The sequence below is a fragment of the Bradyrhizobium sp. CER78 genome, assembly GCF_029846235.1.
Lineage (GTDB): Bacteria > Pseudomonadota > Alphaproteobacteria > Rhizobiales > Xanthobacteraceae > Bradyrhizobium.
The window spans coordinates 1-23,840 of the sequence record NZ_JARVWP010000021.1 but is presented as its reverse complement, the minus strand read 5'-3'; the positions used below and the strand labels follow the sequence as shown (position 1 = coordinate 23,840).

Sequence of the window (23,840 nt, the reverse complement as noted above, 5' to 3'; positions counted from 1 at the left end):
GCGGGGCATGACACCTGATGTGGGGAGCGACTAACGCATCCTCACCGCTAGTTCTGCACCCGCACGCCGAGCATCACCACCGTCGATGCCGAGCTCTGTCCGGCCAAATTCGAATCCAGCCAGTCGCGGCGCAGGGTGCCCTTGATCCAGAGGCTGCGGGTCATCTTGTAGATCAGGTCGGCCGACACCGAGTAGGTCGTGTCATTGCGGTTGTCGCCCTTGTACTCGAGCGTGCCGTAGGTGAACTTGCCGATCGCGGTCAGCCAGCGGCGGAAGTCGTGATCGACCTCGACGGTGTAGGTGCGCGACAGCACGCCGGAGGTGCCGGGCAGCGTGGTCTCGCCGAGCTGGGTGTCGGAATAGAATTTGGCGGTGGTCAGCGGCGTCGCCGTCCAGGTCAGCGAGGCGGTGGTGAGCAAGCCTTCGAGTGGGCTCAGCCGCGGGTCGACATAGTCGCGCCTAGCATAGCCGATCGAGACCTCGCCGAACAGCAGCCGCGTGAATTCGAACGAGGTGCCGGCCTTGACGTAACCGCCCGAGGAATTGCGCGCGTAACCGTTGCGGTCGAGATAGAGATCGTGGAAGCGGCTGTCGCCCTCCACCTCGACGAACGGCTTCACGGCCGGATTCAGCTCATAGCTCATGCGGCCGACGCCGCCATATTGGGTGAAGTTGCGGTCGTCGTTCGATGACGAGGTGCCGTCGGTGAGCTTCGACCATTGATAATCGGTGCGGTCGACAGTAGCGCCGAGCGACACCTGCATGCGGTTGAAATGCTGGTCGATGCCGAAGGTGCCGCCGACCGTGCTGTAGAGCGGATATTTGGCAAGGCCCGCCTGCACGTTCGGGCTGCCGGGATTGTCGGTCGAGACCAGCAGGCGGGCCTGCGCCGTGAGATGCGTGTCCTTGCTGACATCGAGACGGCCGTCGATATGGCCGGTGAAGCTCGGACGGTCGACATCGAGCGGCGCCGACAGCGGCGTTCCGTCGATCGGCGTGAGCTGCGAGCCGTAGCCGGTGAAGGAGCCGCGCAGATCGGCGACGACGGCGTGGCGTTCCCAGTCCGACATCGCGACGAATTCCGGCGCGACCATGTAGAACGCCTTGCCCTGCGGCGAATTCAACCGGCCCGGGTTGGTGTCATAGCCGGCCATCACCTCGGCCGCGGTTTTGACCATGAACGAGCCGGCGTAGTCGCCGACTGCGCCGAACGGATCGTCGTCGAGCTTGAGCCGCCGGCGCGGCGGCTGGCCGACGATGGTGCCGGCCATCGCCGGCGGCACCGGCGGTTTGCTGGCGGTCTCCGACGGCGGGATCGACAGCCGCAACTGCCCGGCCGCGGTCAGCGGCGGCGGCGTGGGCACCGGCGAGCCGGGTCCCGGCGGCGGCTTCGGCTTGGCCTGGCCCGGGTAATATTTCGGCTTCAGCCGTTTTCGATTGAGCGAGTCATAGCCTGATGTCGAAGCGCCGTTGGCGGCCGGAAGACCGTAGGTCGGCACCTGTCCGACACGCTCCGATGGTGTTGCCGACGACGAGGCGCGCCGGCTGGAATCGCCGTCCGGAAGCTTGAGGCCGTTGAGCGGATCCATGGCGTCGGCCGTGGTCCGGCGCAGCGGCGAATCCTGCGTGATCACCTGGCTCTGCCGGTTCGGGCTGAACAGATCCGGCGTCACGGTCTGGGCGTTGGCGAGCCCGGTCGTCGCAGCGAGCGCAACGCATGGCAAAACCACGCGAACGAGACGTCCACGTCGATTTGGGCCGCTTGCTGGCCGCCGCCACACGATGGAAATACCCCAACGAATTCATGCACTTGACGTACGCATCTCGCCGGGCGGCGAAAAACGTCGTTAATGGAGTTAAAACAATTATGGTTAATGAGCCGTTGAGGATCCGCCGCCGCGCGTCGCATCGCGGAATCGAACGTGCTAAGGGAGACGCCCGGGTGCAAAACCCCTCCCCTGGAATCCGAAATGGCCAAACCGAAACCGCTGATGACCAAATCATCCGGCCCCGATGACGGCGCCGTCCAGTCGGCGCTCCGCACCCTCGATGCCGAAGCAAGCGGCGTCGCGGCGATCTCTGCGGCACTCAAGTCCGACCTCGGCGCGCCGTTCACCGCGGCGGCCGAGCTGATCTGCAAGGCCAAGGGACGGCTGATCGTGACCGGGCTCGGCAAGTCCGGCCATATCGGCCGCAAGATCGCCGCGACCTTCGCCTCGACCGGCACGCCGGCGTTCTTCGTGCACGCGGCGGAAGCGAGCCATGGCGACCTCGGCATGATCACCGCCGAGGACGTGATCCTGGCGCTGTCATGGTCCGGCGAGCAGCCGGAGATGCGCAACCTGATCGCCTATGCGGCACGCTTCGGCATTCCGCTGATCGCGATGACCGCCGACAAGGATTCGACGCTGAGCAAGGCCGCCGACGTGCAGCTGACGCTGCCGAAGGCCCGCGAGGCCTGCCCGCATAATCTGGCGCCGACCACGTCCTCGCTGATGATGCTGGCACTCGGCGATGCCTTGGCGATCGCGCTGCTCGAGGGCCGCGGCTTCACCTCGACCGATTTCAGCGTGCTGCATCCGGGCGGCAAGCTCGGCGCGCTGCTGAAATATGCCCGCGACCTGATGCACAGCGGCGACGCGCTGCCGCTGAAGCCGCTCGGCACCAAGATGTCGGATGCGCTGGTTGAGATGACGTCCAAAGGCTTCGGCTGCGTCGGCATCGTCGACAGCCACGGCCATCTCGTCGGCATCGTCACCGACGGCGATTTGCGCCGGCAGATGCGCCCCGACCTGCTGACGCTGTCGGTCGACGAGGTCATGACCCGGACGCCGAAGACGATCAGCCGCGACACGCTCGCCGGCGAAGCGCTGGAACTGCTCAACGCCTCACAGATCACGACGCTGATCGTGACCGACGCGAAGAAGCCGGTCGGCATCATCCATCTGCACGATCTGCTGCGCGCGGGCGTGGCGTAATTTCGCTCCGTCATTCCGGGGCACGCGAAGCGTGAACCCGGAATCTCGAGATTCCGGGTTCGATGCTATGCATCGCCCCGGAATGACTGTGGCTGTGCCGGAAACCGCGCCGCGGTCGCCTCCAGCGGCAAGGCCAGCGCGTTGGCGAGGTAGGAGACCGTGCGGTAGAAGCCGCACAACAGGATGATCTCCAGCACCTGATCGTCGTCGTAGTGCGCCGACAGCGCCGCGAATTCCGCCTCACTCAACGTCGCGCGCGCATGCAGCGCGTCGACCGCCGCGATCATCGCCTGTTCGGCCGGCGACCAGCAGCCGGCATCGGCCGCACCATGCACGGTGGCGTGGACCTGCTGCTCCGACAACCCGGCGGCCGCGCCGAACGCGGTGACATGCACGCCCCATTCATATTCGCATGCATTGAGCGCGCAGGTGCGGTCGATCACGATCTCCCGTTCCCGCAACGACAGCGGCCCGCGGTCGAGCAGGCCGCCGCCGCGAAACTTCTCCCAGGCGCGCGGATGGCCGGCCATCATGCGGAACAGCACCAGCGGCGGCTTGCCGCGCATGATGCGGTCGAAATGCTGTTGAATGTCCGCCGCATAGGGCGGATCGAGCGGCGCGATGCGTGACATGGGCTGATCCCGTTGCTACATTTAATGTAGCAACGCTACAATATCTGTAGCGATCGACGCAAGCGAGATTCACGAAGGGTTCGCGATATGGCGAAGCAGGTTCCGACCGCAAAACCCGGCGTCCGCGGCTCGCGGTCCGGCCGTCCGATCATGGCGCTGCTCGATCTGCTGGGCCGGCGCTGGACCTTGCGCATCGTCTGGGAGCTGCGCGAGGGCGCGTTGACCTCGCGCGCGCTGCGCACCGCCTGCGACGAGGCGTCACCGACGATCCTGCAGACGCGATTGACCGAATTGCGCGAGGCCGGGTTCGTCGAGCTGACGGATGATGGTTACAGCCTCACCGCGCTCGGCCGGGAGCTATTTGCGACCTTCACGCCGCTCAATCGCTTCGCCGAGCGCTGGAGCAAGCACGCTGGCAGCTAGACCGCGGCCACCGTCAGGCTGGCGCCGTCGGCGCGGACGACCTTGACCCGGCTGCCGGCCGGCGCATCGGGGCCGGCGACGCGCCAGACCGTGTCGTCGATCCGCACCGTGCCTGAGCCGTCGATGATCGGCTTCTCCAGCGTGAACTCGCGGCCGACCAGGGCTTCGTTGCGGCGGTTGAGGAACGGATTGGTCTTGCTCGCCGCGGTCGCGCCTTTGGCAAAATGCCGCCAGGCCGGCACCGCCAGCGCGGCGAACACAGCGAACATCAACAGCTGCATCTGCCAGGACGGCGTAAACACGAACGACAGCAGGCCGACCACGAGCGCCGCGAGCCCAAGCCAGAACAGGAACACCCCGGGCGCTGCGAGCTCCAGCGCCATCAGGATGAAGCCGAAGATCAGCCAGTTCCAGGTACCCAGTGTCGAAAACATCTCGGCCATGACGACCTCTATAGTGCCTCCCCAGCGGAGGCGCGCTCCCTCTTCCCTTGTGGGAGAGGGTCGGGGTGAGGGGTGACAGTCTCTCCGCGGAGAGAGACCCCTCACCCGGATTGCATCTGTCGATGCAATCCGACCTCTCCCACAAGGGGAGAGGTGAAGTGAGTATGCCGCACAACCTCCGTCAACAAACCTCACCGCTGCGACGGCACCGGCGGTGGCGGGGTCGGACCAGCCGGCGGCACCGAGCCGCCGCGCCGCGCCGCTGCGCTGGCGGATGCCGCGCTCTCGCCGAAGGTGGCGCGGGCAATCTCGCCGATGCCGGCCAGCGAGCCCAGAACGCTCGAGGTCTCGATCGGCAGCATCAGGACCTTCTGGTTCGGCGACTCCGCGAGCTGGCCGAACGCCTTGATGTATTTGTCGGCGATGAAGTAGTTCAACGCGGCGACGTCGCCCTTGGCGATCGATTCCGACACCATCTGGGTCGCCTTGGCCTCGGCCTCGGCAAGCCGCTCGCGCGCCTCGGCGTCGCGGAAGGCGGCCTCGCGGCGGCCCTCCGCCTGCAGGATCTGGCCCTGCTTGGCGCCCTCGGCACGCAGGATCTCGGACTGCCGCTGGCCTTCCGCCTGCAAGATGTCGGCGCGCTTGACGCGCTCGGCCTTCATCTGCCGGCCCATCGCCTCGACGAGATCGGCCGGCGGCACGATGTCCTTGATCTCGATGCGGTTGACCTTGACGCCCCACGGCGACACCGCGGCATCGACCACGCGCAGCAGCCGCTCGTTGATCTCGTCGCGATGCGACAGCACCTGGTCGAGATCCATCGAGCCCATCACCGAGCGGATGTTGGTCATGGTCAGCACGGTGATCGCCTGGTTGAGATTGGCGACCTCGTAGCTCGCCTTCGCGGCATCGAACACCTGGTAGAACGCGACGCCGTCCACCGTCACGGTGGCGTTGTCCTTGGTGATCACCTCCTGCTCGGGGATGTTGATCACCTGCTCCATCATGTTGATCTTGCGCCCGATGCGATCGAAATACGGCACGATCAAATTGAGGCCGGGCGACAGCGTGCGGGTGTATTTGCCGAACCGCTCGATGGTCCAGTCAAAGCCCTGCGGAACGGTCTTGATCCCGGCGAACAGCGTGACGATGACGAGAAGAACAAACGCAATCGCGAAAATGTCGAAGCCAGTCATAAAGTCCTCCAGGGCCGGCGAGACCGTCGCCGGGCGCGGTCGTGCATTGGTCGGCAGGACCGCCGCGCCGGTTCAGCCGGCTGTCGTTCTACCTAGCACATAGGAAGCTGCTGCGAGACTACCAGATGCAAATGAATGGCTGTGTCCGGTGTCACCGATCGTTAACAATCAGCTCCAGCCTTATTATATCCAGCCCTGAAGCTCGCGCAGCACGAGCTGGCGGATCACGTCCATGCCGCCGTCGCTGTCGTTGAGGCAAGGGATCGCCGCGAACTGCTCGCCGCCATTGTGCCGAAAGATCTCGGCGTTCTCCTGCGCGATCTCCTCCAGCGTCTCCAGGCAATCGGCGGAGAAGCCGGGCGTGACCACGGCAATGCGTCGCACTCCGTCCTTGGCCAGCTTCTCGACCGTCTTGTCGGTGTAAGGTTGCAGCCACTCGGCATTGCCGAAACGCGACTGGAAGGTGAGAAGCAACCGCGAGGCATCGAGCCCGAGCCGCTTGCGCAGTGCGTTGGTCGTGGCAATGCAATGCGCCTGATAGGGATCGCCCTTGTCGACGTACTCCTTCGGCATGCCGTGGAACGACGCGAGGATGACCTCGGGCTGGAACGGCAGCGTCGCAAGATGGTCATTGATCGAGACCGCGAGCGCCTCGATGTAATCGGGATCGTCATAATAAGGCGGCGTCACCCGCAGGATCGGCTGCGCGCGCATGCCGGCCAGCACGCGAAACGCTTCGTCGCAAACAGTCGCCGACGTCGCCGCGGAATATTGCGGATAGAGCGGCACCAGCAGCAGCCGGCCGCAGCCCTGCGCCGCCAGCGCTTCGATGCGCTGCTTGATCGACGGATTGCCGTAGCGCATCGCCCAGTCGACCACGACATGGTCGTGATCGGCGATCGCCTCCGCCAGCTTGTCGGCCTGCGAGCGCGTGATCGTCTTCAGCGGCGACTCGTTCTTCTCGGTGTTCCAGATCTTCAGATAGTCGCGCGCCTTGCGGGCCGGGCGGACGCGCAGGATGATGCCGTTGAGGATCAGCTTCCAGACGAGGCCCTGATCCTCGATCACCCGCGGATCGGACAGAAATTCCTTGAGATAAACCCGCACGCCCGCGGCATCCGCCGTATCCGGCGTGCCGAGATTGACCAGGAGCACGCCGACGCGCTCCGACTTCGGCGCCGCGGCGGGCTTCGCGCTCTCGAAGGGGATCACCGTGCTCATGATGGCTTTGCGCTTGGTCCTTCGCCTGGGGGCTTTGGGCTTCGCGCGTTGCTCCAACCTTGTCAAGCCAAGCGGCGGTTGGCTACGTTCCGCTCCGTGAATTGGGAGGAACCATGACGATCGCCGAATGGTGCGTCTTCGGGACGCTGCTGCTCTCACTGCTGACGATCGTGTCGGTGAAATGGGCCGGCATCCGTGGTTTCGACAATTCGAAACCTCGCGATCCCAATTTCTACGACGACCCGATCCGCTCGCGGGCGCTCGGCGCTCACCAGAACGGCATCGAGGCCTTCCCGTTCTTCGCCTTCGCCGTGCTGCTCGCCGAATTCCGCGTCGGCCCGCTGCGGCTGATCGACGAGCTCGCGGTGCTGTTCCTGATCGTGCGGATCGCCTACGTCTTCACCTATATCGGCAACCGCCCGACCTTGCGCTCGATCCTCTGGAGCATCGGCTTTGCGATCAACATCGCGATCTTCCTGCTGCCGGCGATACGGGGATATCTGACGAGCTGAGCCCCGACTCAACTCTCTCCCCGTCATCCTGAGGAGCCGCGAAGCGGCGTCTCGAAGGATGCACGGCCCGGTCGGTGGCCGTCGACCCTTCGAGACGCGCTACGCGCTCCTCCAGCGACAAAGGCGAAGCCTTTGCGCGGGGGTGACGGATCACGGGACAGATCGGGACCAAGGTCTTCACAAACACGTCGCCCGTTCGGCCGCGACATAGCCGAACAGCAGGCCGAGCCCGAACAGCAGCACAAGCGCGGCGGCCGCGAATTCCAGGCCGCGCATGATCACCATGCCGCCGCCGTCGCGCGCGCCGCTGAGCCGCTCGGCCACGCCGCGCGCCGACACCGCAACCAGCGCGATCGCCGCCACCGTGATGGCGGTACCGAGCCCCATCACGAAGGTCGCGGCAATACCGGCCCAGAACAGGCCCTGCGCCAGCGCGAACACCAGCACCAGGATCGCGCCCGAGCACGGCCGGATCCCAACCGTGAGGATCGCACTGAGGCCGCGCCGCCAGCCGCCGGGACCGGCAAGTTCGGCCGGCGTCGGCCCGTGCGAATGGCCGCAATGCTCGTCATGGACATGATCCGCGTCATGGCCGCGGCCATGATCGTGATGATGGCCGTGATCGTCATGCGCGTGACGATGGTGTTCATGGCCATGATCGTGGTGGTCGTGATCACGGTGGTCGTGACCGTGCTGCTGCGCGCCGGCCATCGCCAGCGCCGGACGCGGCACCTGCAGCGTGCGGAGGAAGCCGCCACCCTTGACCCAGACCAGCCGGGCGCCGAAGGCTGCGATCAGCGCATAGCTGGCGATCTCGATCGCCTTCTCCGCCCCGCACATCGTCTTCGCCGTTGCATTGAGCAGCCAGGCGCAGACACCCACGATCAGAACGGCGACCAGCGACTGCATCAGCGCCGAGGCGAACGACAGCACGATGCCGCGCCGCGCGGTCTCGCGATTGGCGACCATGTAGGACGAGATCACCGCCTTGCCGTGGCCGGGCCCTGCGGCATGGAAGATCCCATAGGCAAACGAGATCGCGAGCAGCGTCCAGACCGCTGATCCGTCGGATTTCGCGGCGCGCATCGTCTGCGACATCTCGCGATAGAACTCCGACTGTTTTGCCAATAGCCAGCCGACCAGCCCGCCCTGCGGCTCCGCTGCGCGCGGCGCGCCGAACGGATTTTGCGCCAGCAGCGTATGGACCGCGCCGTCGAGCAGCGCGAATGCCGCGAGCACCGCAGCGCTGACAGCGAAGCCGCGCATCAGGCGAGAGGCAATCGGCGTCATGGGCAATCCACCGTGATCTTGTTGGCGAACATCATGCCGAAATTGGCGTTGCCGCCGTCGAGGAAGTTCTGCTCGCCGAGCTTCTGCGCTGCGGCGGACCCGTCATTCGGCCGTTCGAACTGCATCTTGCAGTCGGAAGCGGCGCCGACCAGCTTGACCGGCTCCTTCTCGGCGAACTGGAAGTCGATGAAGTAGGTCGGGTCGAACACTTCGAGCGAAAGCTGCTTGGCCTTGAACGGCGTCTTCACCGGCAGGGTGAAGTGCAGCGTCAGCGCCGAGTCCTTGTATTCGAGGAAGTAGTCGACCGGCTCGGTGAATTTCTGCTTCTTGCCGTCGCCCTTGGCGAAGGTGAAGTAGGCGTATTCCTTCAGCGACTCGACATTGGTCTGGGCCAGCGGCGCCAGCTCCTCGCGGCTGTAGGCGCCCTTCACCTTGGTCTCGATGCCCTGCAACGCGTAGGTCGAGAACATGTCGTCGAAGGTCCAGGCGTGGCGGACGCCGGTGATGGTGCCGTCAGGCGCGTAGACCAACTCGCTCTTTGCGACGATCCAGACATGCGGATGCGCCTCGGCAGTCGCCGTGCCGAGCACGGCGGACACCGCGAGCACGAACCCGGCGATCAGCCGGTTCAGTGACGGCCGCACCTTCAGGCCGCCTCTGATGTCTCGAGCAGGCCGCGGCGGCGCAGCAGCGCATCCGGCTCGGGTTCGCGGCCGCGGAAGGCGACATAGGCCTCCTCCGGATCGCGCGAGCCGCCCGACGAATAGATGTCGTCATGCAGCCGCTTCGCGGTGGCGGGATCGAAGATGTCGCCGGCCTCCTCGAAGGCGCCGAAGGCGTCGGCGTCCATCACCTCCGACCACATGTAGCTGTAGTAGCCCGACGCATAGTGGTCGCCGGAGAAGATGTGGCCGAACTGGGTCGGCCGGTGCCGCAGCGAGATTTCGGCCGGCATGCCGATCTTCTCCAGCTCCTTCTGTTCGAAGGCGCGGACATCCCAGCTCGCCGCCGCCGGCTGGGTGTGGAACTCGAGGTCGACCAGCGCCGAGGAGACGAACTCCACGGTGGCAAAGCCCTGGTTGAACTTGCGCGCAGCGAGGAAGCGCGTGAGCAAATCGTCAGGCAACGCCTCCCCGGTCTGGTAGTGGCGGGCGAAGCGCTGCAGCACCTCGGGCCGCTCCTGCCAGTGCTCGTAAAGCTGCGAGGGCAGCTCGACGAAGTCGGTGAACACCGAGGTCCCCGACAGTGACGGGTAGGTCACGTTGGAGAGCATGCCGTGCAGGCCATGGCCGAACTCGTGGAACAGGGTCCGCGCATCGTCGGGCGACAGCAGCGATGGCGCGCCGTCGGCGCCCTTGGCGAAGTTGCAGACATTGATGACCAGCGGCGCGACGTCGCCGTCGAGCTTCTGCTGGTCGCGCAGCGAGGTCATCCAGGCGCCGGAGCGCTTCGAGGACCGCGCGAAGTAGTCGCCGTAGAACAGTGCCTTGTGCTGGCCGTCGCGGCCCTTGACCTCCCAGACCCGGACGTCCGGGTGCCAGACCGGGATGTCCTTGCGCTCCTCGAAGGTGACGCCGAACAGGCGGGTGGCGCAGTCGAAGGCGGCCTCGATCATGTGGTCGAGCACCAGATAGGGCTTGATCGCGGAATCGTCGAAGTTGGCGCGGCGCTGGCGCAGCTTCTCGGCGTAATAACGCCAGTCCCAGGACGCCAGGGTGAAATTGCCGCCCTCCTCCGTGATCAGCTCCTGCAGCGCGTCGCGGTCGGCGAGCGCCCGCGCCCGCGCCGGCTTCCAGACCCGCTCCAACAGGCCGCGCACCGCCTCCGGCGTCTTCGCCATGGAATCCTCCAGGCGATAGGCGGCGTAGGTCGGGAAGCCCAGGATCTTCGCCGTCTCCTCGCGGAGCCTGAGGATCTCCACGATGGTCGCATTGTTGTCGTTGGCGTTGCCGTTGTCGCCGCGTGCGATGAAGGCCTTGTAGACCTTCTCGCGCAGGTCGCGCCGCTGCGAGCTCTGCAGGAACGGCTCGACCGAGGAGCGCGACAGCGTCACGATCGCCTTGCCGGGCATGCCGCGCTCTTCCGCCGCAGCCTTGGCGGCCGCCACAAATGTGTCGGACAGGCCGGCGCGGTCGCCCTCGCCGAGTTCCATGGACCACTCCTGCTCGTCGCCCAGCAGACGATGGCTGAACGAGGTGCCGAGATGGGCGAGCCGCTCGTTGATCTCGGCCATGCGGGCCTTGGCCGCGTCGTCGAGCCCGGCGCCGGAGCGACGGAAGCGGGTATAGGTGCGCTCCAGCAGCCGCATCTGCTCGCCGGTCAGGCCGAGCGAAGCGCGCTTCTCGTGCAGCATGGCGATGCGGCCAAACAGCACAGCGTTCATCATGATCGGATTCCAGTGCCGCGCCATCCTCGGCGACACCTCCTTGTCGATCTCCAGGATCGCCGGATTGGAGTGGGCCGAGACCAGGTCGTAGAACACGGCCGAAACCTTCGACAGCAGTTTGCCGGAGCGCTCCAGCGCCGTGATGGTGTTGTCGAAGTCGGGCAGCGCCGGATCGTGGGTGATCGCAGCCACTTCTGCCGAATGGTCGGCGAAGGCCTGCTCGAAGGCGGGGAGGAAATGCTCCGGCTTGATCTCGGCGAAGGGCGGCGTCTCGAGCGGCGTCTGCCACGCCTTCAGGAGGGGGTTGGCAATGGCTTCTGCGCTGGTCTCTGACATCGAATATCCCGTTTTTCGCCTTGAAATTGCGGCCTAATCTATATCACGCGATACGGCATTTTTGGGCCTTTTGCGCTTGATAGATGGGCACTTTTCGGAGAGATTGCGCCCCTGAACAGGACCTATTTCATGACCATGCAGCCCACCGCCTCAGCCAACAGCCGGATCTACTGGCCGAGCGTCATCACCGTGATCTCGGCAGCGATCCTGATCGGCGCCGAAGTGTTCGGCGCGGCGTTTGCGGGCGGCTGGGCGCTCGCGATCCTGCTCGGACTCGGCGACACCGCTGCGCACATCCTGCAAGCCGTGCTGTTCGGCCTCGGCGTCCTGATCATGATCGCCTTCATCCGCGCTGCGCAACGCGTCGAGCCGTTCACGCGTCGCGCGTGAGCTTTACGCGATTCAAGAAAGCGCTGCGGCACAGGGCTAAAACGCACACGCTTCGTTAGTCATTCTTAACAGCTGTTCATCTCCAACACGTGCTGCGCGCGAGATCGCAAGCACGCGTTAGGGAAATTTGCCGCTATCGCAAAAAAATTCTTGCGCCGCGAAGTCAAAAGACTTATTTCCTGCCTTGCCCAATTTCGCACGTGCCTGTGGTCGTGTGTCAGTCGGTAGGTATCCGGACAAGAGGCCGGACAGCCGCCAAGGGGTGGAAGAACCGAGGGTCGCTTACGTCCGAGAGGACACGAGGCGGCCAGCATCTCTCTCCAGGGATGCCTTGTTGAAGGTCTCACCACTCTTTGCAACCGTGACTGGCAGCCGGAGGCGAACCGGCGCACCCCGCTCTCAACGGGGGACGCGACTTAAAGCAACGACGGATCGGGCTTTTTTGGTCTCTACCGGCGGTCCAACGCCGGCGCGGGCTACTGAAAAGGCTTGTCCTTCATTGCCAGGTGAGCGGGCGGGAAACTCTCCCAACCAATCCACGGCAGCACAGTCTGGTTTGAGTCTCTTGGCCTCAACGCGCCTCCATCGCGCGATGTGGCCGAAGCGCTCTTATCCGACGTCACGTTGATGCGGATCCCGTCGCTGGGGCCGTTGGAGAGTGCCATGACCGAACGTATCCAGGAATTCCTGCGCAACCGCCGCCAGGATGGACTCGACACCGAGCCGTGCCTCGTCGTCGACCTCGAAGTCGTGCGCGACAACTACCAGACCTTCGCGAAGGTGCTGCCGGACAGCCGCGTGTTCTACGCGGTGAAGGCCAACCCTGCGCCCGAAGTGCTGTCGCTGCTGGCCACGCTCGGCTCCTGCTTCGACACCGCGACCGTCGCGGAGATCGAGATGGCGCTGGCCGCCGGTGCGACCCCGGACCGCATCTCCTACGGCAACACGATCAAGAAGGAGCGCGACATCGCGCGTGCCTTCGCGCTCGGCATTCGCCTGTTCGCTGTCGACTGCGCCGCCGAGGTCGAGAAGGTCGCGCGCGCCGCTCCCGGCGCCAAGGTGTTCTGCCGCATCCTCTATGACTGCGCCGGCGCCGAATGGCCGCTGTCGCGCAAGTTCGGCTGCGACCCGGAGATGGCGGTCGACGTGCTCGACCTCGCCAAGCGCCTTGGGCTCGAGCCGTGCGGCATCTCGTTCCATGTCGGCTCGCAGCAGCGCAAGGTGAAGGCGTGGGACCGCGCGCTGGCGATGGCCTCGACCGTGTTCCGTGACTGCGCCGAGCGCGGCATCAACCTCACCATGGTCAACATGGGCGGCGGCTTCCCGACCAAGTATCTCAAGGACGTTCCGCCGGTGCTGCAATATGGCCGGTCGATCTTCCGCGCGTTGCGCAAGCATTTCGGCAACCAGATCCCGGAGACGATCATCGAGCCGGGCCGCGGCATGGTCGGCAATGCCGGCATCATCGAGACCGAAGTCGTTCTGATCTCGAAGAAGAGCGACGAGGACGAAGTGCGCTGGGTTTATCTCGACATCGGCAAGTTCGGCGGTCTCGCCGAGACGATGGACGAGTCGATCCGCTACGCCATCCGCACTCCGCATGACGGGGCGGACATGACGCCGTGCGTGCTCGCGGGCCCGACCTGCGACTCTGCCGACGTGCTGTACGAGAAGCTGCCGTATCCGCTCCCGGTGACGCTCGAGATCGGCGACAAGCTGCTGATCGAAGGCACCGGCGCCTATACGTCGACCTACTCGTCGGTGGCGTTCAACGGCATTCCGCCGCTGAAGACCTACCACATCTAAGCCGCCTCCCGATCGAGGCCTGATAAACCGGGAGCCGGCCCCGCCGGCTCCTTCCCGATCATTTTTGATTTTTCTGAACGACGCTTGCCGCGGCGTACGACATGCCGTTGCAAGCGAGGACTGACGTGCCATGACTGCAAAACGGAACACCCCCGTTGCCCTCATCCGAGAAGCCGCCCCGTTCGCGATCCGTGCGGAGCGTGCCTCGGACGTCGTCGCGCGCGAAGCGCTGCTGGATGCCTGCTTTGGCGAGGATCGCCATACGCGGACCTGCCAGCGCCTGCGTGACGGACGCGCGCCGGCTCAAGGCCTGAGCCTTGCGGCCGTGCGCCAGGACGGCCGATTGGTTGGAACCGTGCGGCTGTGGCACGTCAGCGCGGGGGGCCGCAGCGCGCTGATGCTGGGGCCGCTGGCAGTCGATGACGGCTGCCGCGGCCTCAGCGTCGGCGCCGCGTTGATGCGGCGCGCGCTGGCTGTCGCCAAGACCCGGGGCCATGGCGCGGTGATCCTGCTCGGCGATGCGCCCTATTACGCCCGTTTCGGCTTCACCGCCGCCAAGACCGGGGAGCTGTCGCTGCCGGGCGCCTTCGCGCGCGAGCGGCTGCTCGGCCTCGAGCTGGTCGAGGGCGCGCTCGACGGCGCCTGGGGCATGATCGTGCCGACCGGCGCATTGCTGCCCAGCAAGAGCAGGGCCGCCCGTACCCGGAAGGCACCGTTCGCCGTGCCGCACGCGGCGTAGGGCGGGCGCCATGTCGGAGAACCTTCCCGCAATCGACGGCGCGCGCCCGCGTTGGCGCGGCCTCGTCACCACGGTCATGCTGGTCCTGATCTCGGTCATGATCGTCAGGGACATCCTGATCCGCCGCTGGGCCGGCTCGCCGCCCTCGCCGCCTGACACCACGCAGCAGTCCCGCTAACCACCGGCCGCCGGCCAGAAGCCCAGGTCAGACTCCAAGGGGTTGCGCGGGCGCCAAAAATGCCCGTAAACCCCGCGCAAAGCCTTTTTCGAGGTCCAGCATGTCCCGCCGCCTGATTTCCACCGGCTCGCCGTTCGAGAAGACCGCCGGCTACAGCCGTGCCGTGATCGACGGCGACTTCGCCTTCGTCGCGGGAACCACCGGCTACGACTACACCACGATGACGATGCCCTCAGATGTCACGAGCCAGTCACGGAACTGCTTCAAGACCATCGAGGCCGCCCTCAAGGAGGGAGGCTTTGCGATGGCAGACATCGTCCGCACGACCTATTACCTCACCGATGCCCGTGACGCGGACGCCCATTTTGCGGTCTGCGGCGAGGTCCTCGGCGACATCCGCCCGGCCGCGACGCTGCTGATCGTCGCGGGGCTCTACAAGCCCGAGATGAAGGTCGAAATCGAAGTCACCGCAAAGCGTCGCAACCCCTGATCCACTCTACCCGCCGCTAGGCGTTCTCCTGGAGAAAATGATGAGCCCCTCCTCGCAGATCTACGCGAAAATCACCGGCCCCATTGTCATGATCGGCTTCGGCTCGATCGGCAAAGGCACGTTGCCGATGATCGAGCGGCATCTCGATTACGACAAGTCGCGCATCACCGTGATCGATCCCAAGGACGAGGGCCGCAAGGCGCACTGCGAGCAGCAGAACGTCAAGTTCATCCAGAAGGCCGTGACCAAGGATAATTATCGCGAGTTGCTGACCCCGCTGCTCACTGAAGGCGGCGGCCAGGGCTTTTGCGTCAATCTCTCGGTCGATACCGGCTCGACCGACATCATGGAGCTCTGCAACGAGGTCGGCGCGCTCTATATCGACACCGTCAACGAGCCCTGGCTCGGATTCTATTTCGATGCGTCGAAGGGCCCGGAAGCACGCTCCAACTACGCGCTGCGCGAAGTGACGCTGGCCGCCAAGAAGGCGCGCCCGGCGGGCTCGACCACGGCCGTCTCCTGCTGCGGCGCCAATCCCGGCATGGTCTCCTTCTTCGTCAAGCAGGCGCTGCTCAATGTCGCCGCCGATCTGAAGCTCAATGCGCCGCGGCCGAAGACCAAGGGCGAATGGGCGGACCTGATGCGGCAGGCCGGCATCAAGGGCATCCACATCGCCGAACGCGACACCCAGCGCGCCAAGTCGCCGAAGGAGCCCGATGTCTTCGTCAACACCTGGTCGGTGGAGGGTTTCCTGTCGGAAGGCGTGCAGCCGTCCGAACTCGGCTGGGGCACCCATGAAAAATGGATGCCCGAGAATGCGCATACCCACGAAGCCGGCTGCGGCGCTGCGATCTATCTGATGCAGCCCGGCGCCAACACGCGGGTGCGGACCTGGTGCCCGACCCGCGGCGCGCAGTACGGCTTCCTCGTCACGCACAACGAGTCGATCTCGATCTCCGATTATTTCACGGTGCGTGACGCATCGGGCAAGGCGATCTACCGGCCGACCTGCCACTACGCCTATCATCCCTGCGACGACGCCGTGCTGTCGCTGCATGAGATGTTCGGCCGCGCCGCGAAGATGCAGGAGAAGCACCACATCCTCGACGAGAACGAGATCGTCGACGGCATCGACGAACTCGGCGTGCTGCTGTTCGGCCACGACAACAACGCCTACTGGTACGGCTCGCAGCTCTCGATCGAAGAGACCCGCGAGCTCGCGCCCTATCAGAACGCGACCGGCCTGCAGGTGACCTCCGCGGTGCTCGGCGGCATGGTGTGGGCGCTGGAAAATCCGAACGAAGGCATCGTCGAGGCCGACGAGATGGATTTCGATCGCCTGCTGGAAATCCAGCTGCCGTATCTCGGCCCGGTGAAGGGTTTCTACACCGACTGGACCCCGCTGACGGATCGTCCGGGACTATTCCCGGAAGATATCGACACGTCGGATCCCTGGCAGTTCAAGAATATCCTGGTGCGCTGACCGCGAAGCGCGCCTTGAGAACGAAAATGCCCGGCCTCACGCCGGGCATTTTGCTGTCTGGCGCGGCTCATCTCGCCATGTAGTCGAACGCGACCGAGCCGAGGCCGAGCGTCAGATCTGCCTTGAAATGCAGCGCCGAGACCACCTCACGCACCGGCAGGCGGGCGACGTCGCACAGCGCGTGGGGAAAGAGACCGAGCGCGGCGGGGCCGGTCCAGGCCTCCTTCAAGGTGATGTCCTCGAGATGAAACCGCACCAGCTCGCAGATCCGCGGGCTGCCGTCGACATGCGGGATGATCTTGAGAATAAAGTTCGGCGCCGTCATCGATTTCAGCACGGTGTCGTGGTCGACCTTGCGGTGCTTGTAGCCCATCGTGGCGGAGGCGCAGAGCACCGAGCCGTAGTGCAGCGAGCCGACCAGCACGTCGCTCTCGACCTCGATCTTGGGCCTCGCCAGCTTCTTCGGAAATCCCCACAGCTCGCGGCCGCCGGCGATCGGGCCCTCGTCGTCGAGATACATCGCGTGGGTGTAGGCGCCCTCCTCGCCCCTGAAGCGGACCGGGATCACCTGCCCGGTCTCGGTGTAGTCGCCGAAGCCGGTCGAGTCCGGCATGCGGATGAATTCATACTTCACCACGGGCTCGGCGACCTCGAGCGGCTCCGGCACCACGGCCTGGAGCGCTTCCAGGTCGGTCTTGTAGGTGATGATGAAATATTCGCGGTCGAAGAACCGGTACGGCCCCGGCGGAAACGACGGGTTGGTGAGCGGCATCGAATAGGCGGTGCGCCGGACGTCCTCGATCTTCATGAAAGGCCCCATCTGTCGTTGGCAAGACGACGGATTATGACGGGCTGGGATGACGGAGGCGAGACCGTATAATCGGCAGCAGCAGTCAAATGCGCGTCACATGCGCTGACCCGAGAGGCTATTTCTTCTCGATCGGCGGGGCGGTCTTCTCGGCGGGCGCTGGCGGCAGCATCGGCTTGGCGCCGGCCTTCTGCGCTTCGTCGTCGGGACGAGCAGGTTGCGGCGCCGGCGTGGTCGGCCGTTCGCCCCCCGGCTTCGATTCGGCAGGTGCCGTCGTCTTCTGTGGCTCGGGCGTCGGCGACGACTGCAGCGGCTGGGTCGCCTGCGCCAGTTCTTGCGGCGCAGATGCGTTGATCGCATGCAGTGCCAGCGCCGCGATCGCGACGCCGGCCGCGACCAAGGTCGAGGCGATCAGGATGTCCTTCCGCAAGCTGGTCCGATCCGCAGCCATCTCGTTCACCCCGCGTCGTGTCAGCGAGATCAACGATCCGGTTACCGCATGGTTCCTGGGCGCGGCCTGCGGGAACCTGGCCTCAGAGCCGTTTCCGTTCGATTGAATCGGAACGGGGCTCTTGATTTTGTTTTGACGCGTTTTCTTCACGCGAACCGGTATCCACTTCGCTCGAAAACGCTCTAATCCGTGGTGCTGATTTCCCAGGTCGCGTGGCGCACGCCGGGCTGATGTTGGATGTCGACCACCACGGCGTTCAGCTCGTTGGGCTCGACCGCGGTCGAGACCAGCTCCGCCACGATCTCGAGGAAGTCGTCGCCGGCCTCGACCACGTTGACATCGGCGACCGGATAGTTCGCGGCCTCGAGCTTCTCCACGACGGCGTCGCGCATGTCGGGCAGCATTTCCGGGGTGACCACGACCTTGAAATAGTAGGTCGCCTCCAGCGCCTTCTCGTTCAGCGGGATGCGGTTGATGGCGTTAACCAGCGGACGCAGCAGCGTGTTGCCGGCGATCACGAACACGGTCAGCGCCGCCGCCTGCGCCACGAGGTCGGCGCCGGCGCAGGATCCGACTGCGGCCGAGGCCCATAGCGTCGCCGCGGTGTTGAGGCCGCGCACGTCCATGCCCTGCTTCATGATGACGCCCGCGCCGAGGAAGCCGATTCCGGACACCACATAGGCGATCACCCGCACCGCGCCGTCGGCGCCGGCCAGATGCATCGCGAGGTCGACGAAGGCGGCCGCCCCGACCGCGACCAGCACGTTGGTGCGCAGCCCGGCAGTGCGCTGCCGGTACTGCCGCTCGGCCCCGATCAGGGTGCCGAGCACAAAGGCCGACGTCAGGCTGATCAGCGTGTCGATGAAATCGGCGAGCTGGAATGTCGTGAGGAATCGCATGACGCTGCCGGTACTCAGTTCGCTCGAATACGCTTCGGATGCAGCGATCTCTTACATTTCCAAAATGCCCGCGTCACCATCTTCCGTGCCGAAGGCGAGCAGCGTGCCCTTGGCATTCCAACCCAGCGCGGACACCGCCGCGCCGGTATTCCGGCGCACCAGGATCTCGGCGCCGTCCTCGAGCCGGACCATCAGCACGGTGCCGTCGGCATAGCCGACCGCCATGATATCGTTCTTCGGGTGGCAGGCGACCACGGCGACCCGCGCCGGCATCGGCGCCAGCATAGCCGGCTCCTTGCCCATCGGCCCGTCCTTGCTGGTGAACGGCCAGACGATCACGGTATCGGCGCCCGAGGTCGCGAGCCCCTTGCCGCCGACGCTCCACGACATCGAGCGCACGCGGCCGGGATAGCCGCTCATCCGCATGTGCCGGTTGTCGGCGAGCCGCCAGCCATGCATCGCGGCCTCGTGCATCGCGGTGACGAGGAATTTGTTGTCCGGACTGAAGGAGACCGCGAGGTGCGAGCCGGCCCATTCCAGGAATTCCGGATTGGCGGCCATGTTGGGAAACCACAACGTCACGCCGTTGTAATGCGCGATCGCAAGCCGCAGGCCCTTCGGCGCGAACGCCAGTCCGCCGACGGTCGACGGCACTTCGAAGGTTTTCTCTTCGCCCTTGGGATTGCGCACGAAGGCGGTCTTGCCCGCCGACCATGCCACGGTGCCGTCGCTGTGCAGCGCGACGTTGTCGATCCAACGCCGCTTGGCGTCGGTCGCCACCGTCGAGATCTCGCCCCTGGCGTCGATCGCGAGCAGCTTGCCGTCGTCACCGCCGGTGACGAGCCGCTTGCCGTCGGAGGCCGCACACAGGATGGCGCCGAAATGCGTCTCGGTGCGCGTGATCTCGCCCTCCAGGGTGGCGATCGCAACGCTCTCCTCGGCGCCGACGAAGAACGCGCGGTCGCCGAGGAAATGCACCGAACCGACCGCCGCGCCGAGCGGAAGGTGCTTGACGCGGTCGGTGATCGACACGATGGAAGAAAGGGCCTCGCCCGGATCGAACTCTTTCATCACGTGGTGATGCACTGCTCGAAGCCGTCGCGGATCGCTTGCTCAGGCAGTTCGCGACCAATGAACACGACGCGGCTCTCGCGCTTCTCGCCGTCCTTCCATTTGCGCTGGTGGTCGCCCTCCAGCATCATGTGGACGCCCTGGAACACGTAGCGGTCGTCATCGCCGGTGAAGGCGAGGATGCCCTTCGAGCGCAGGATCTTCTGGCCCTCGGTGGCGACGAGGTTCTGCAGCCAGGGCATGAACTTGGTGGGATCGAGCGGCTTCTCCGAGCGCAGCGACAGCGATTGCATGTCCTCGTCGTGATAGTGCTTCAGCCCGCCATGGCCGTGATCATGATCATGGTGCTGGTGATCATGGTCGTGATGGTGATGATCGTGATCATGGTCGTGATCGTCGCCGGCCTCGAGGAAATCCGGCTCGATCTCCAGGATGCGATCGAGGTCGAACGCGCCGCGCTCCAGCACGTCGGTCAGCCCGACCTGGCAACGCTCGGTACGGTGCAGCTTGGCATAGGGGTTGATGCCGCGGATGCGGGCCTCGACCTCGGCGAGCTCGGGCTTGGAGACCAGGTCGGTCTTGTTCAGCACGATGACGTCGGCGAACGCGATCTGGTTCTTGGCTTCCGGCGCATCCTTGAGGCGATCGCTCAGCCACTTGGCGTCGGCAACGGTGACGACGGCATCGAGCCGGGCGTTCTTCTGCACGTCCTCGTCGACGAAGAAGGTCTGCGCGACCGGCGCCGGATCGGCAAGGCCGGTGGTCTCGACGATGATAGCGTCGAACTTGCCCTTGCGCTTCATCAAGCCGTCCATGATGCGGACGAGGTCGCCGCGCACCGTGCAGCAGACGCAGCCATTGTTCATCTCGAACACTTCCTCATCGGCGCCGATGATGAGGTCGTTGTCGATGCCGATCTCGCCGAATTCGTTGACGATGACGGCGTATTTCTTGCCGTGGTTTTCCGACAGGATGCGGTTCAGCAGCGTGGTCTTGCCGGCGCCGAGATAGCCCGTCAGCACGGTCACAGGAATTTTTTGCGAAGCTTCAGCCATAACAACTCCGGGAACGTTGAACTCACGATGCCAAATCGCATCATGATCTCAACTCTTTGTTTGGGCATGATCTTTTCGGAAAACCGGTTCCCACTTTTCCGGATCATGCCATACGCGCTCGACCCCGGCAGGGAGGCCCCTGCCCCTAGTCGGCGAGCGCGCTGGTCAGGGCCTTTATATTGTGCCTGACCATATCAATGTAAGTGGGTGCATCGCCCTTTTCGCCCGTCAAACTGTCCGAATAAAGGGTGCCGCCGACCCGGGCACCGGTCTCGGCCGCGATCCGCTCGATCAGGCGGGGATCGCTGATATTTTCGAGAAAAACTGCCGGAATTTTCGCGGCCTTGATCTGGGCGATGATGGCCGCGATATCGCGCGCGCTGGGCTCGGAATCGGTGGAGACCGACAGCGGCGAGAAGAACGTGATCCCGTAGGCGTCGGCAAAATAGCCGAATGCGCCGTGGGTCGAGATCACCTTGCGCCGCGCCTCCGGCACGCGCCCCACCGCCTCGTGCACCTCGCGGTCGAGTGCCTCGAGCTTGGCCAGATAGGCGTCGGCATTGGCCTTGAAGACGGCCGCTTGGTCGGGGGCCACGGCGATCAGCCCGTCGCAAATATTGACCACGTAGATCTTGGCATTGGCGACGGATTGCCAGGCATGCGGATCGTCATGGCCGCCCATCTTCCGGGGCATGATGCCCTTGGTCGCTACCGCGACCGGCGCCTTGCTGCCGGAGGCCTGCAACAGCCGCGGCAGCCAGCCTTCGAAGCCGAGGCCGTTGATGACCAGCAGCCTGGCGTCGGCGACCTTCTTGGCGTCGGCCGGCGTCGGCGCGTAGACATGTGCATCGCCATCGGGACCGACCAGCGCCGTCACGTCGACGCTGTCGCCGCCGACATTGCGCACCATGTCGGCGAGGATCGAGAAGCTCGCGACGACATTGATGCGATCGGCGGCGCGCGCCGTGCCGCTCGCCAGCACCAGCGCCAGACCGATCAACCCAAGCAAACGCCGCATCATCATGCCTCGAGATGGCGGCCGGGAAACAGCTGCCGCACCAGGCCGCTGACATTGCCGAACAGCAACGACAAGATATAGAGCCCCGCCGCAACCAGGATGATCGCGGGGCCGGAGGGAATCCGGGTCTGGTACGACAGCACCAGCCCGGCATAGCCCGACAGCATGGCGCTCGCGACCGCGATGCAGATCATGGTGGTGATGTCGCGCGACCAGAACCGCGCGATGCCCGCGGGCAGGATCATCAGCCCCACGCCGAGCAAGGTGCCGAGCGCGTGAAAGCCGTTGACGAGGTTGACCACGACCAGCGCGAGGAAGGCGAGATGCGCCGGCGCGCCGGCCCGGCTCACGGTGCGCAGGAACACCGGATCGACGCATTCGATCACCAGCGGCCGATAGATCACCGCGAGCACCAGCAACGTGAGGGTGGCATTGAACGCGATCACCAGCAGGGTCTGGTCGTCCATCGCCAGAATATTACCGAACAGCACATGCAGCAGGTCGATATTGGTGCCCTTGATGGACACGATGGTGACGCCGAGCGCGAGCGAGACCAGATAGAAGGTTGCCAGCGAGGCGTCCTCCTTCAATTCGGTGGTGCGGGCGACGAGGCCGGCGAGCAGCGCCACCGCAAAGCCCGCGATCAATCCGCCGGTCGTCATCGCGAACAAATTGAGTCCTGACAGCAGGAAGCCGATCGCAGCGCCCGGCAGGATCGCATGCGCCATGGCGTCGCCGACCAGGCTCATCCGCCGCAGCATCAGGAATACGCCGATCGGCGCACCGCCGAGCGACAGCGCGATCACGGCCGCGAGCGCGCGGCGCATGAACTCGAATTCGATGAAGGGCGTGATCAGCGCGTCTGATAGCATCGGCGTCAGGCAGCCCTCGAGCGCGGATCGGCGCCGCAGGCCGCGGCGCTGTCGTCAAACGCCTCGCACATCCGCATCGCGACCGTCAGATTGTCCGCCGTCAGCGTCTGCGCGGTCGGGCCCCATTCCACCGGGCCGCGCGCCAGCAACAGCGATTCCGGGAAATTGTTGCGCACCATGTCGAGGTCGTGCAGCGCCGCCAGCACCGTACGCCCCTCGCCGTTCCAGCGCTTCACCAGCGCCAGGAGATCGGCGGTGGTCTTGGCATCGATGGCATTGAACGGCTCGTCGAGCACGATCAGGCGGGCGTCCTGCAGCAGCACGCGTGCGAACAGCATGCGCTGGGTCTGGCCGCCGGACAGCGTGCCGATCGGCCGGTTCTCGAAGCCGTTGAGGCCGACCGCGGCGAGCGCTGCCAAAATCTTGCCGCGCGCGGCCCTGCCGATGCCGCCGAAGAAGCCGGTCGAGCGCCACAGCCCGGTGCCGACGAAATCGAATACCGAGATCGGAAACGTCCGGTCGATGTCGGCGGATTGCGGCAGATAGGCGATGTCACGGTGCTCGAGCCCGTCGAGATCGATCACGCCCGACAGCGGCTTGAGCACGCCGGCAATGCCGCGCAGCAGCGTCGACTTGCCGGCGCCGTTCGGGCCGATCACGGCCAGCAGCGCGCCCGCCTCGACGGCGCCGTTGAGATGATGCACCGCCGGGTGGCGGTCATAGCCGAGGGTGACGTCGCGGAAGGTGACAAGAGCAGCCACAGGTCTCACCTCATCGCCAGCCAGACCACGCCCCACAGGCCGGCAGAGACCGCGAGCGCGGCGAGCAGCCGGGCCGGCACCGGCATGCGCAGGATCGACCAGTGCGCAGTCTGGGCCGGATGCGCAGCCGGGCCATGGCTGTGCCCGTGGCCGTGATGGTGGTGGTCGTGGGTGTGCGTATGCGCCATGGAAAGACTGTTATATTATAACATAACGCGAGTCTACAAACGCGGAACTCATGGCCGATCCGCAAAACCGGGAGGGATTTAAGCCGCGCCGGCGCGGGATCCGCCCGGATGGAACCCCCGGCGGGGATCGCGCACAGGCCGGCCCTGGAACGCGCCGCCGGCCGACCGGGGCGACCATCCGGGCAAGCCGACCCGTGTGCAGCTCTCTCCGACA

At 65.4% G+C, this 23,840-nt stretch carries 26 protein-coding genes; 9 read left to right on the top strand and 17 right to left on the bottom strand.

The annotated features are described in order from the left end of the window. Positions 1-47: 47 nt before the first annotated feature. Entirely contained in the window at positions 48-1,724 is a 1,677-nt protein-coding gene (locus tag QDT69_RS31885) for an outer membrane beta-barrel protein (RefSeq protein ID WP_279710540.1), read from the bottom strand. Positions 1,725-1,970: 246 nt separating this feature from the next. Here QDT69_RS31885 and QDT69_RS31880 point away from each other — a divergent pair, with 246 nt between their 5' ends. After that, on the top strand, positions 1,971-2,978 hold the full coding sequence (locus tag QDT69_RS31880; protein ID WP_279710433.1) for a KpsF/GutQ family sugar-phosphate isomerase: 1,008 nt from the start codon (positions 1,971-1,973) through the stop codon (positions 2,976-2,978). 65 nt (positions 2,979-3,043) lie between these two features. Here the strand turns inward: QDT69_RS31880 and QDT69_RS31875 are convergent, their stop codons facing one another. Continuing rightward, the gene (locus QDT69_RS31875) at positions 3,044-3,610 is read right to left on the bottom strand and encodes a carboxymuconolactone decarboxylase family protein (RefSeq protein WP_279710432.1); all 567 of its coding nucleotides are present in this window, start codon (positions 3,608-3,610) and stop codon (positions 3,044-3,046) included. Positions 3,611-3,697: 87 nt separating this feature from the next. On the opposite strand from QDT69_RS31875, the gene QDT69_RS31870 reads away from it, so the two are divergent. Beyond that, positions 3,698-4,033 (top strand): helix-turn-helix domain-containing protein, encoded by a 336-nt coding sequence (locus tag QDT69_RS31870; protein ID WP_279710431.1) that lies wholly within the window; start codon positions 3,698-3,700, stop codon positions 4,031-4,033. Here QDT69_RS31870 and QDT69_RS31865 read toward each other — a convergent pair. The 3 genes from QDT69_RS31865 to hemH all read right to left on the bottom strand — a co-directional run bounded on the left by QDT69_RS31865 (position 4,030) and on the right by hemH (position 6,893). Further along, positions 4,030-4,476 (bottom strand): NfeD family protein, encoded by a 447-nt coding sequence (locus tag QDT69_RS31865; protein ID WP_279710430.1) that lies wholly within the window; start codon positions 4,474-4,476, stop codon positions 4,030-4,032. The genes QDT69_RS31870 and QDT69_RS31865 overlap by 4 nt on opposite strands. Positions 4,477-4,667: 191 nt before the next feature. After that, a complete protein-coding gene (locus QDT69_RS31860; protein ID WP_279710429.1) occupies positions 4,668-5,672 on the bottom strand; it encodes an SPFH/Band 7/PHB domain protein in 1,005 nt (334 codons plus the stop codon). A gap of 183 nt (positions 5,673-5,855) precedes the next feature. Further along, positions 5,856-6,893, bottom strand: coding sequence for a ferrochelatase (gene hemH, locus QDT69_RS31855; protein WP_279710428.1), 1,038 nt, complete (start codon positions 6,891-6,893; stop codon positions 5,856-5,858). A gap of 113 nt (positions 6,894-7,006) precedes the next feature. On the opposite strand from hemH, the gene QDT69_RS31850 reads away from it, so the two are divergent. Continuing rightward, positions 7,007-7,405 carry an MAPEG family protein gene (locus tag QDT69_RS31850; protein WP_279710427.1) on the top strand — a complete coding sequence of 133 codons (399 nt, stop codon included), beginning with the start codon at positions 7,007-7,009 and terminating at the stop codon, positions 7,403-7,405. Between the two features lie 177 nt (positions 7,406-7,582). On the opposite strand, the gene QDT69_RS31845 is transcribed toward QDT69_RS31850, so the two are convergent. Genes QDT69_RS31845 through QDT69_RS31835 form a run of 3 tightly spaced genes read right to left on the bottom strand, consistent with a single transcriptional unit; the run spans position 7,583 to position 11,417 of the window. Continuing rightward, a complete protein-coding gene (locus tag QDT69_RS31845; protein ID WP_347952175.1) occupies positions 7,583-8,701 on the bottom strand; it encodes a nickel/cobalt transporter in 1,119 nt (372 codons plus the stop codon). Beyond that, complete coding sequence (locus QDT69_RS31840; protein ID WP_279710539.1) at positions 8,692-9,318, bottom strand: DUF1007 family protein; 627 nt, start codon at positions 9,316-9,318, stop codon at positions 8,692-8,694. The genes QDT69_RS31845 and QDT69_RS31840 overlap by 10 nt, the downstream gene beginning before the upstream one ends. 23 nt (positions 9,319-9,341) lie before the next feature. Continuing rightward, positions 9,342-11,417: a M3 family metallopeptidase gene (locus QDT69_RS31835; RefSeq protein WP_279710425.1), complete on the bottom strand. Its 2,076-nt coding sequence runs from the start codon at positions 11,415-11,417 to the stop codon at positions 9,342-9,344. A gap of 129 nt (positions 11,418-11,546) precedes the next feature. On the opposite strand from QDT69_RS31835, the gene QDT69_RS31830 reads away from it, so the two are divergent. The 6 genes from QDT69_RS31830 (at position 11,547) to QDT69_RS31805 (ending at position 16,503) form a co-directional block, all read left to right on the top strand. Then, positions 11,547-11,807 (top strand): hypothetical protein, encoded by a 261-nt coding sequence (locus tag QDT69_RS31830; protein ID WP_279710424.1) that lies wholly within the window; start codon positions 11,547-11,549, stop codon positions 11,805-11,807. 663 nt (positions 11,808-12,470) lie between these two features. Then, positions 12,471-13,613, top strand: coding sequence for a type III PLP-dependent enzyme (locus QDT69_RS31825; RefSeq protein ID WP_279710423.1), 1,143 nt, complete (start codon positions 12,471-12,473; stop codon positions 13,611-13,613). Positions 13,614-13,743: 130 nt separating this feature from the next. Next, a complete protein-coding gene (locus tag QDT69_RS31820) occupies positions 13,744-14,352 on the top strand; it encodes an N-acetyltransferase (protein ID WP_279710422.1) in 609 nt (202 codons plus the stop codon). A gap of 10 nt (positions 14,353-14,362) precedes the next feature. Continuing rightward, positions 14,363-14,530 (top strand): hypothetical protein, encoded by a 168-nt coding sequence (locus QDT69_RS31815; protein ID WP_167351880.1) that lies wholly within the window; start codon positions 14,363-14,365, stop codon positions 14,528-14,530. 100 nt (positions 14,531-14,630) lie between these two features. After that, on the top strand, positions 14,631-15,020 hold the full coding sequence (locus QDT69_RS31810; protein WP_279710421.1) for a RidA family protein: 390 nt from the start codon (positions 14,631-14,633) through the stop codon (positions 15,018-15,020). Between the two features lie 40 nt (positions 15,021-15,060). Continuing rightward, a complete protein-coding gene (locus QDT69_RS31805) occupies positions 15,061-16,503 on the top strand; it encodes a homospermidine synthase (RefSeq protein WP_279710420.1) in 1,443 nt (480 codons plus the stop codon). A 67-nt stretch (positions 16,504-16,570) separates the two neighbouring features. On the opposite strand, the gene QDT69_RS31800 is transcribed toward QDT69_RS31805, so the two are convergent. From QDT69_RS31800 to QDT69_RS31760, 9 genes are all read right to left on the bottom strand, one after another. Continuing rightward, entirely contained in the window at positions 16,571-17,311 is a 741-nt protein-coding gene (locus tag QDT69_RS31800; RefSeq protein ID WP_279710419.1) for an acetoacetate decarboxylase, read from the bottom strand. A 118-nt stretch (positions 17,312-17,429) separates the two neighbouring features. Next, positions 17,430-17,762, bottom strand: coding sequence for a hypothetical protein (locus QDT69_RS31795; RefSeq protein ID WP_279710418.1), 333 nt, complete (start codon positions 17,760-17,762; stop codon positions 17,430-17,432). A gap of 182 nt (positions 17,763-17,944) precedes the next feature. Continuing rightward, positions 17,945-18,661: an MgtC/SapB family protein gene (locus tag QDT69_RS31790; RefSeq protein WP_279710417.1), complete on the bottom strand. Its 717-nt coding sequence runs from the start codon at positions 18,659-18,661 to the stop codon at positions 17,945-17,947. Between the two features lie 51 nt (positions 18,662-18,712). After that, positions 18,713-19,732 carry a WD40 repeat domain-containing protein gene (locus QDT69_RS31785; RefSeq protein ID WP_279710416.1) on the bottom strand — a complete coding sequence of 340 codons (1,020 nt, stop codon included), beginning with the start codon at positions 19,730-19,732 and terminating at the stop codon, positions 18,713-18,715. Continuing rightward, positions 19,732-20,787 (bottom strand): GTP-binding protein, encoded by a 1,056-nt coding sequence (locus QDT69_RS31780; protein WP_279710415.1) that lies wholly within the window; start codon positions 20,785-20,787, stop codon positions 19,732-19,734. Before QDT69_RS31780 ends, QDT69_RS31785 begins: the two co-directional genes overlap by 1 nt. A gap of 145 nt (positions 20,788-20,932) precedes the next feature. Next, on the bottom strand, positions 20,933-21,805 hold the full coding sequence (locus QDT69_RS31775; RefSeq protein ID WP_279710414.1) for a zinc ABC transporter substrate-binding protein: 873 nt from the start codon (positions 21,803-21,805) through the stop codon (positions 20,933-20,935). A gap of 2 nt (positions 21,806-21,807) precedes the next feature. Continuing rightward, a complete protein-coding gene (locus QDT69_RS31770; RefSeq protein WP_279710413.1) occupies positions 21,808-22,677 on the bottom strand; it encodes a metal ABC transporter permease in 870 nt (289 codons plus the stop codon). Positions 22,678-22,682: 5 nt separating this feature from the next. Next, a complete protein-coding gene (locus tag QDT69_RS31765) occupies positions 22,683-23,438 on the bottom strand; it encodes an ABC transporter ATP-binding protein (protein WP_279710412.1) in 756 nt (251 codons plus the stop codon). Positions 23,439-23,443: 5 nt separating this feature from the next. Continuing rightward, the gene (locus QDT69_RS31760; protein WP_279710411.1) at positions 23,444-23,626 is read right to left on the bottom strand and encodes a hypothetical protein; all 183 of its coding nucleotides are present in this window, start codon (positions 23,624-23,626) and stop codon (positions 23,444-23,446) included. Positions 23,627-23,840 lie beyond the last annotated feature (214 nt).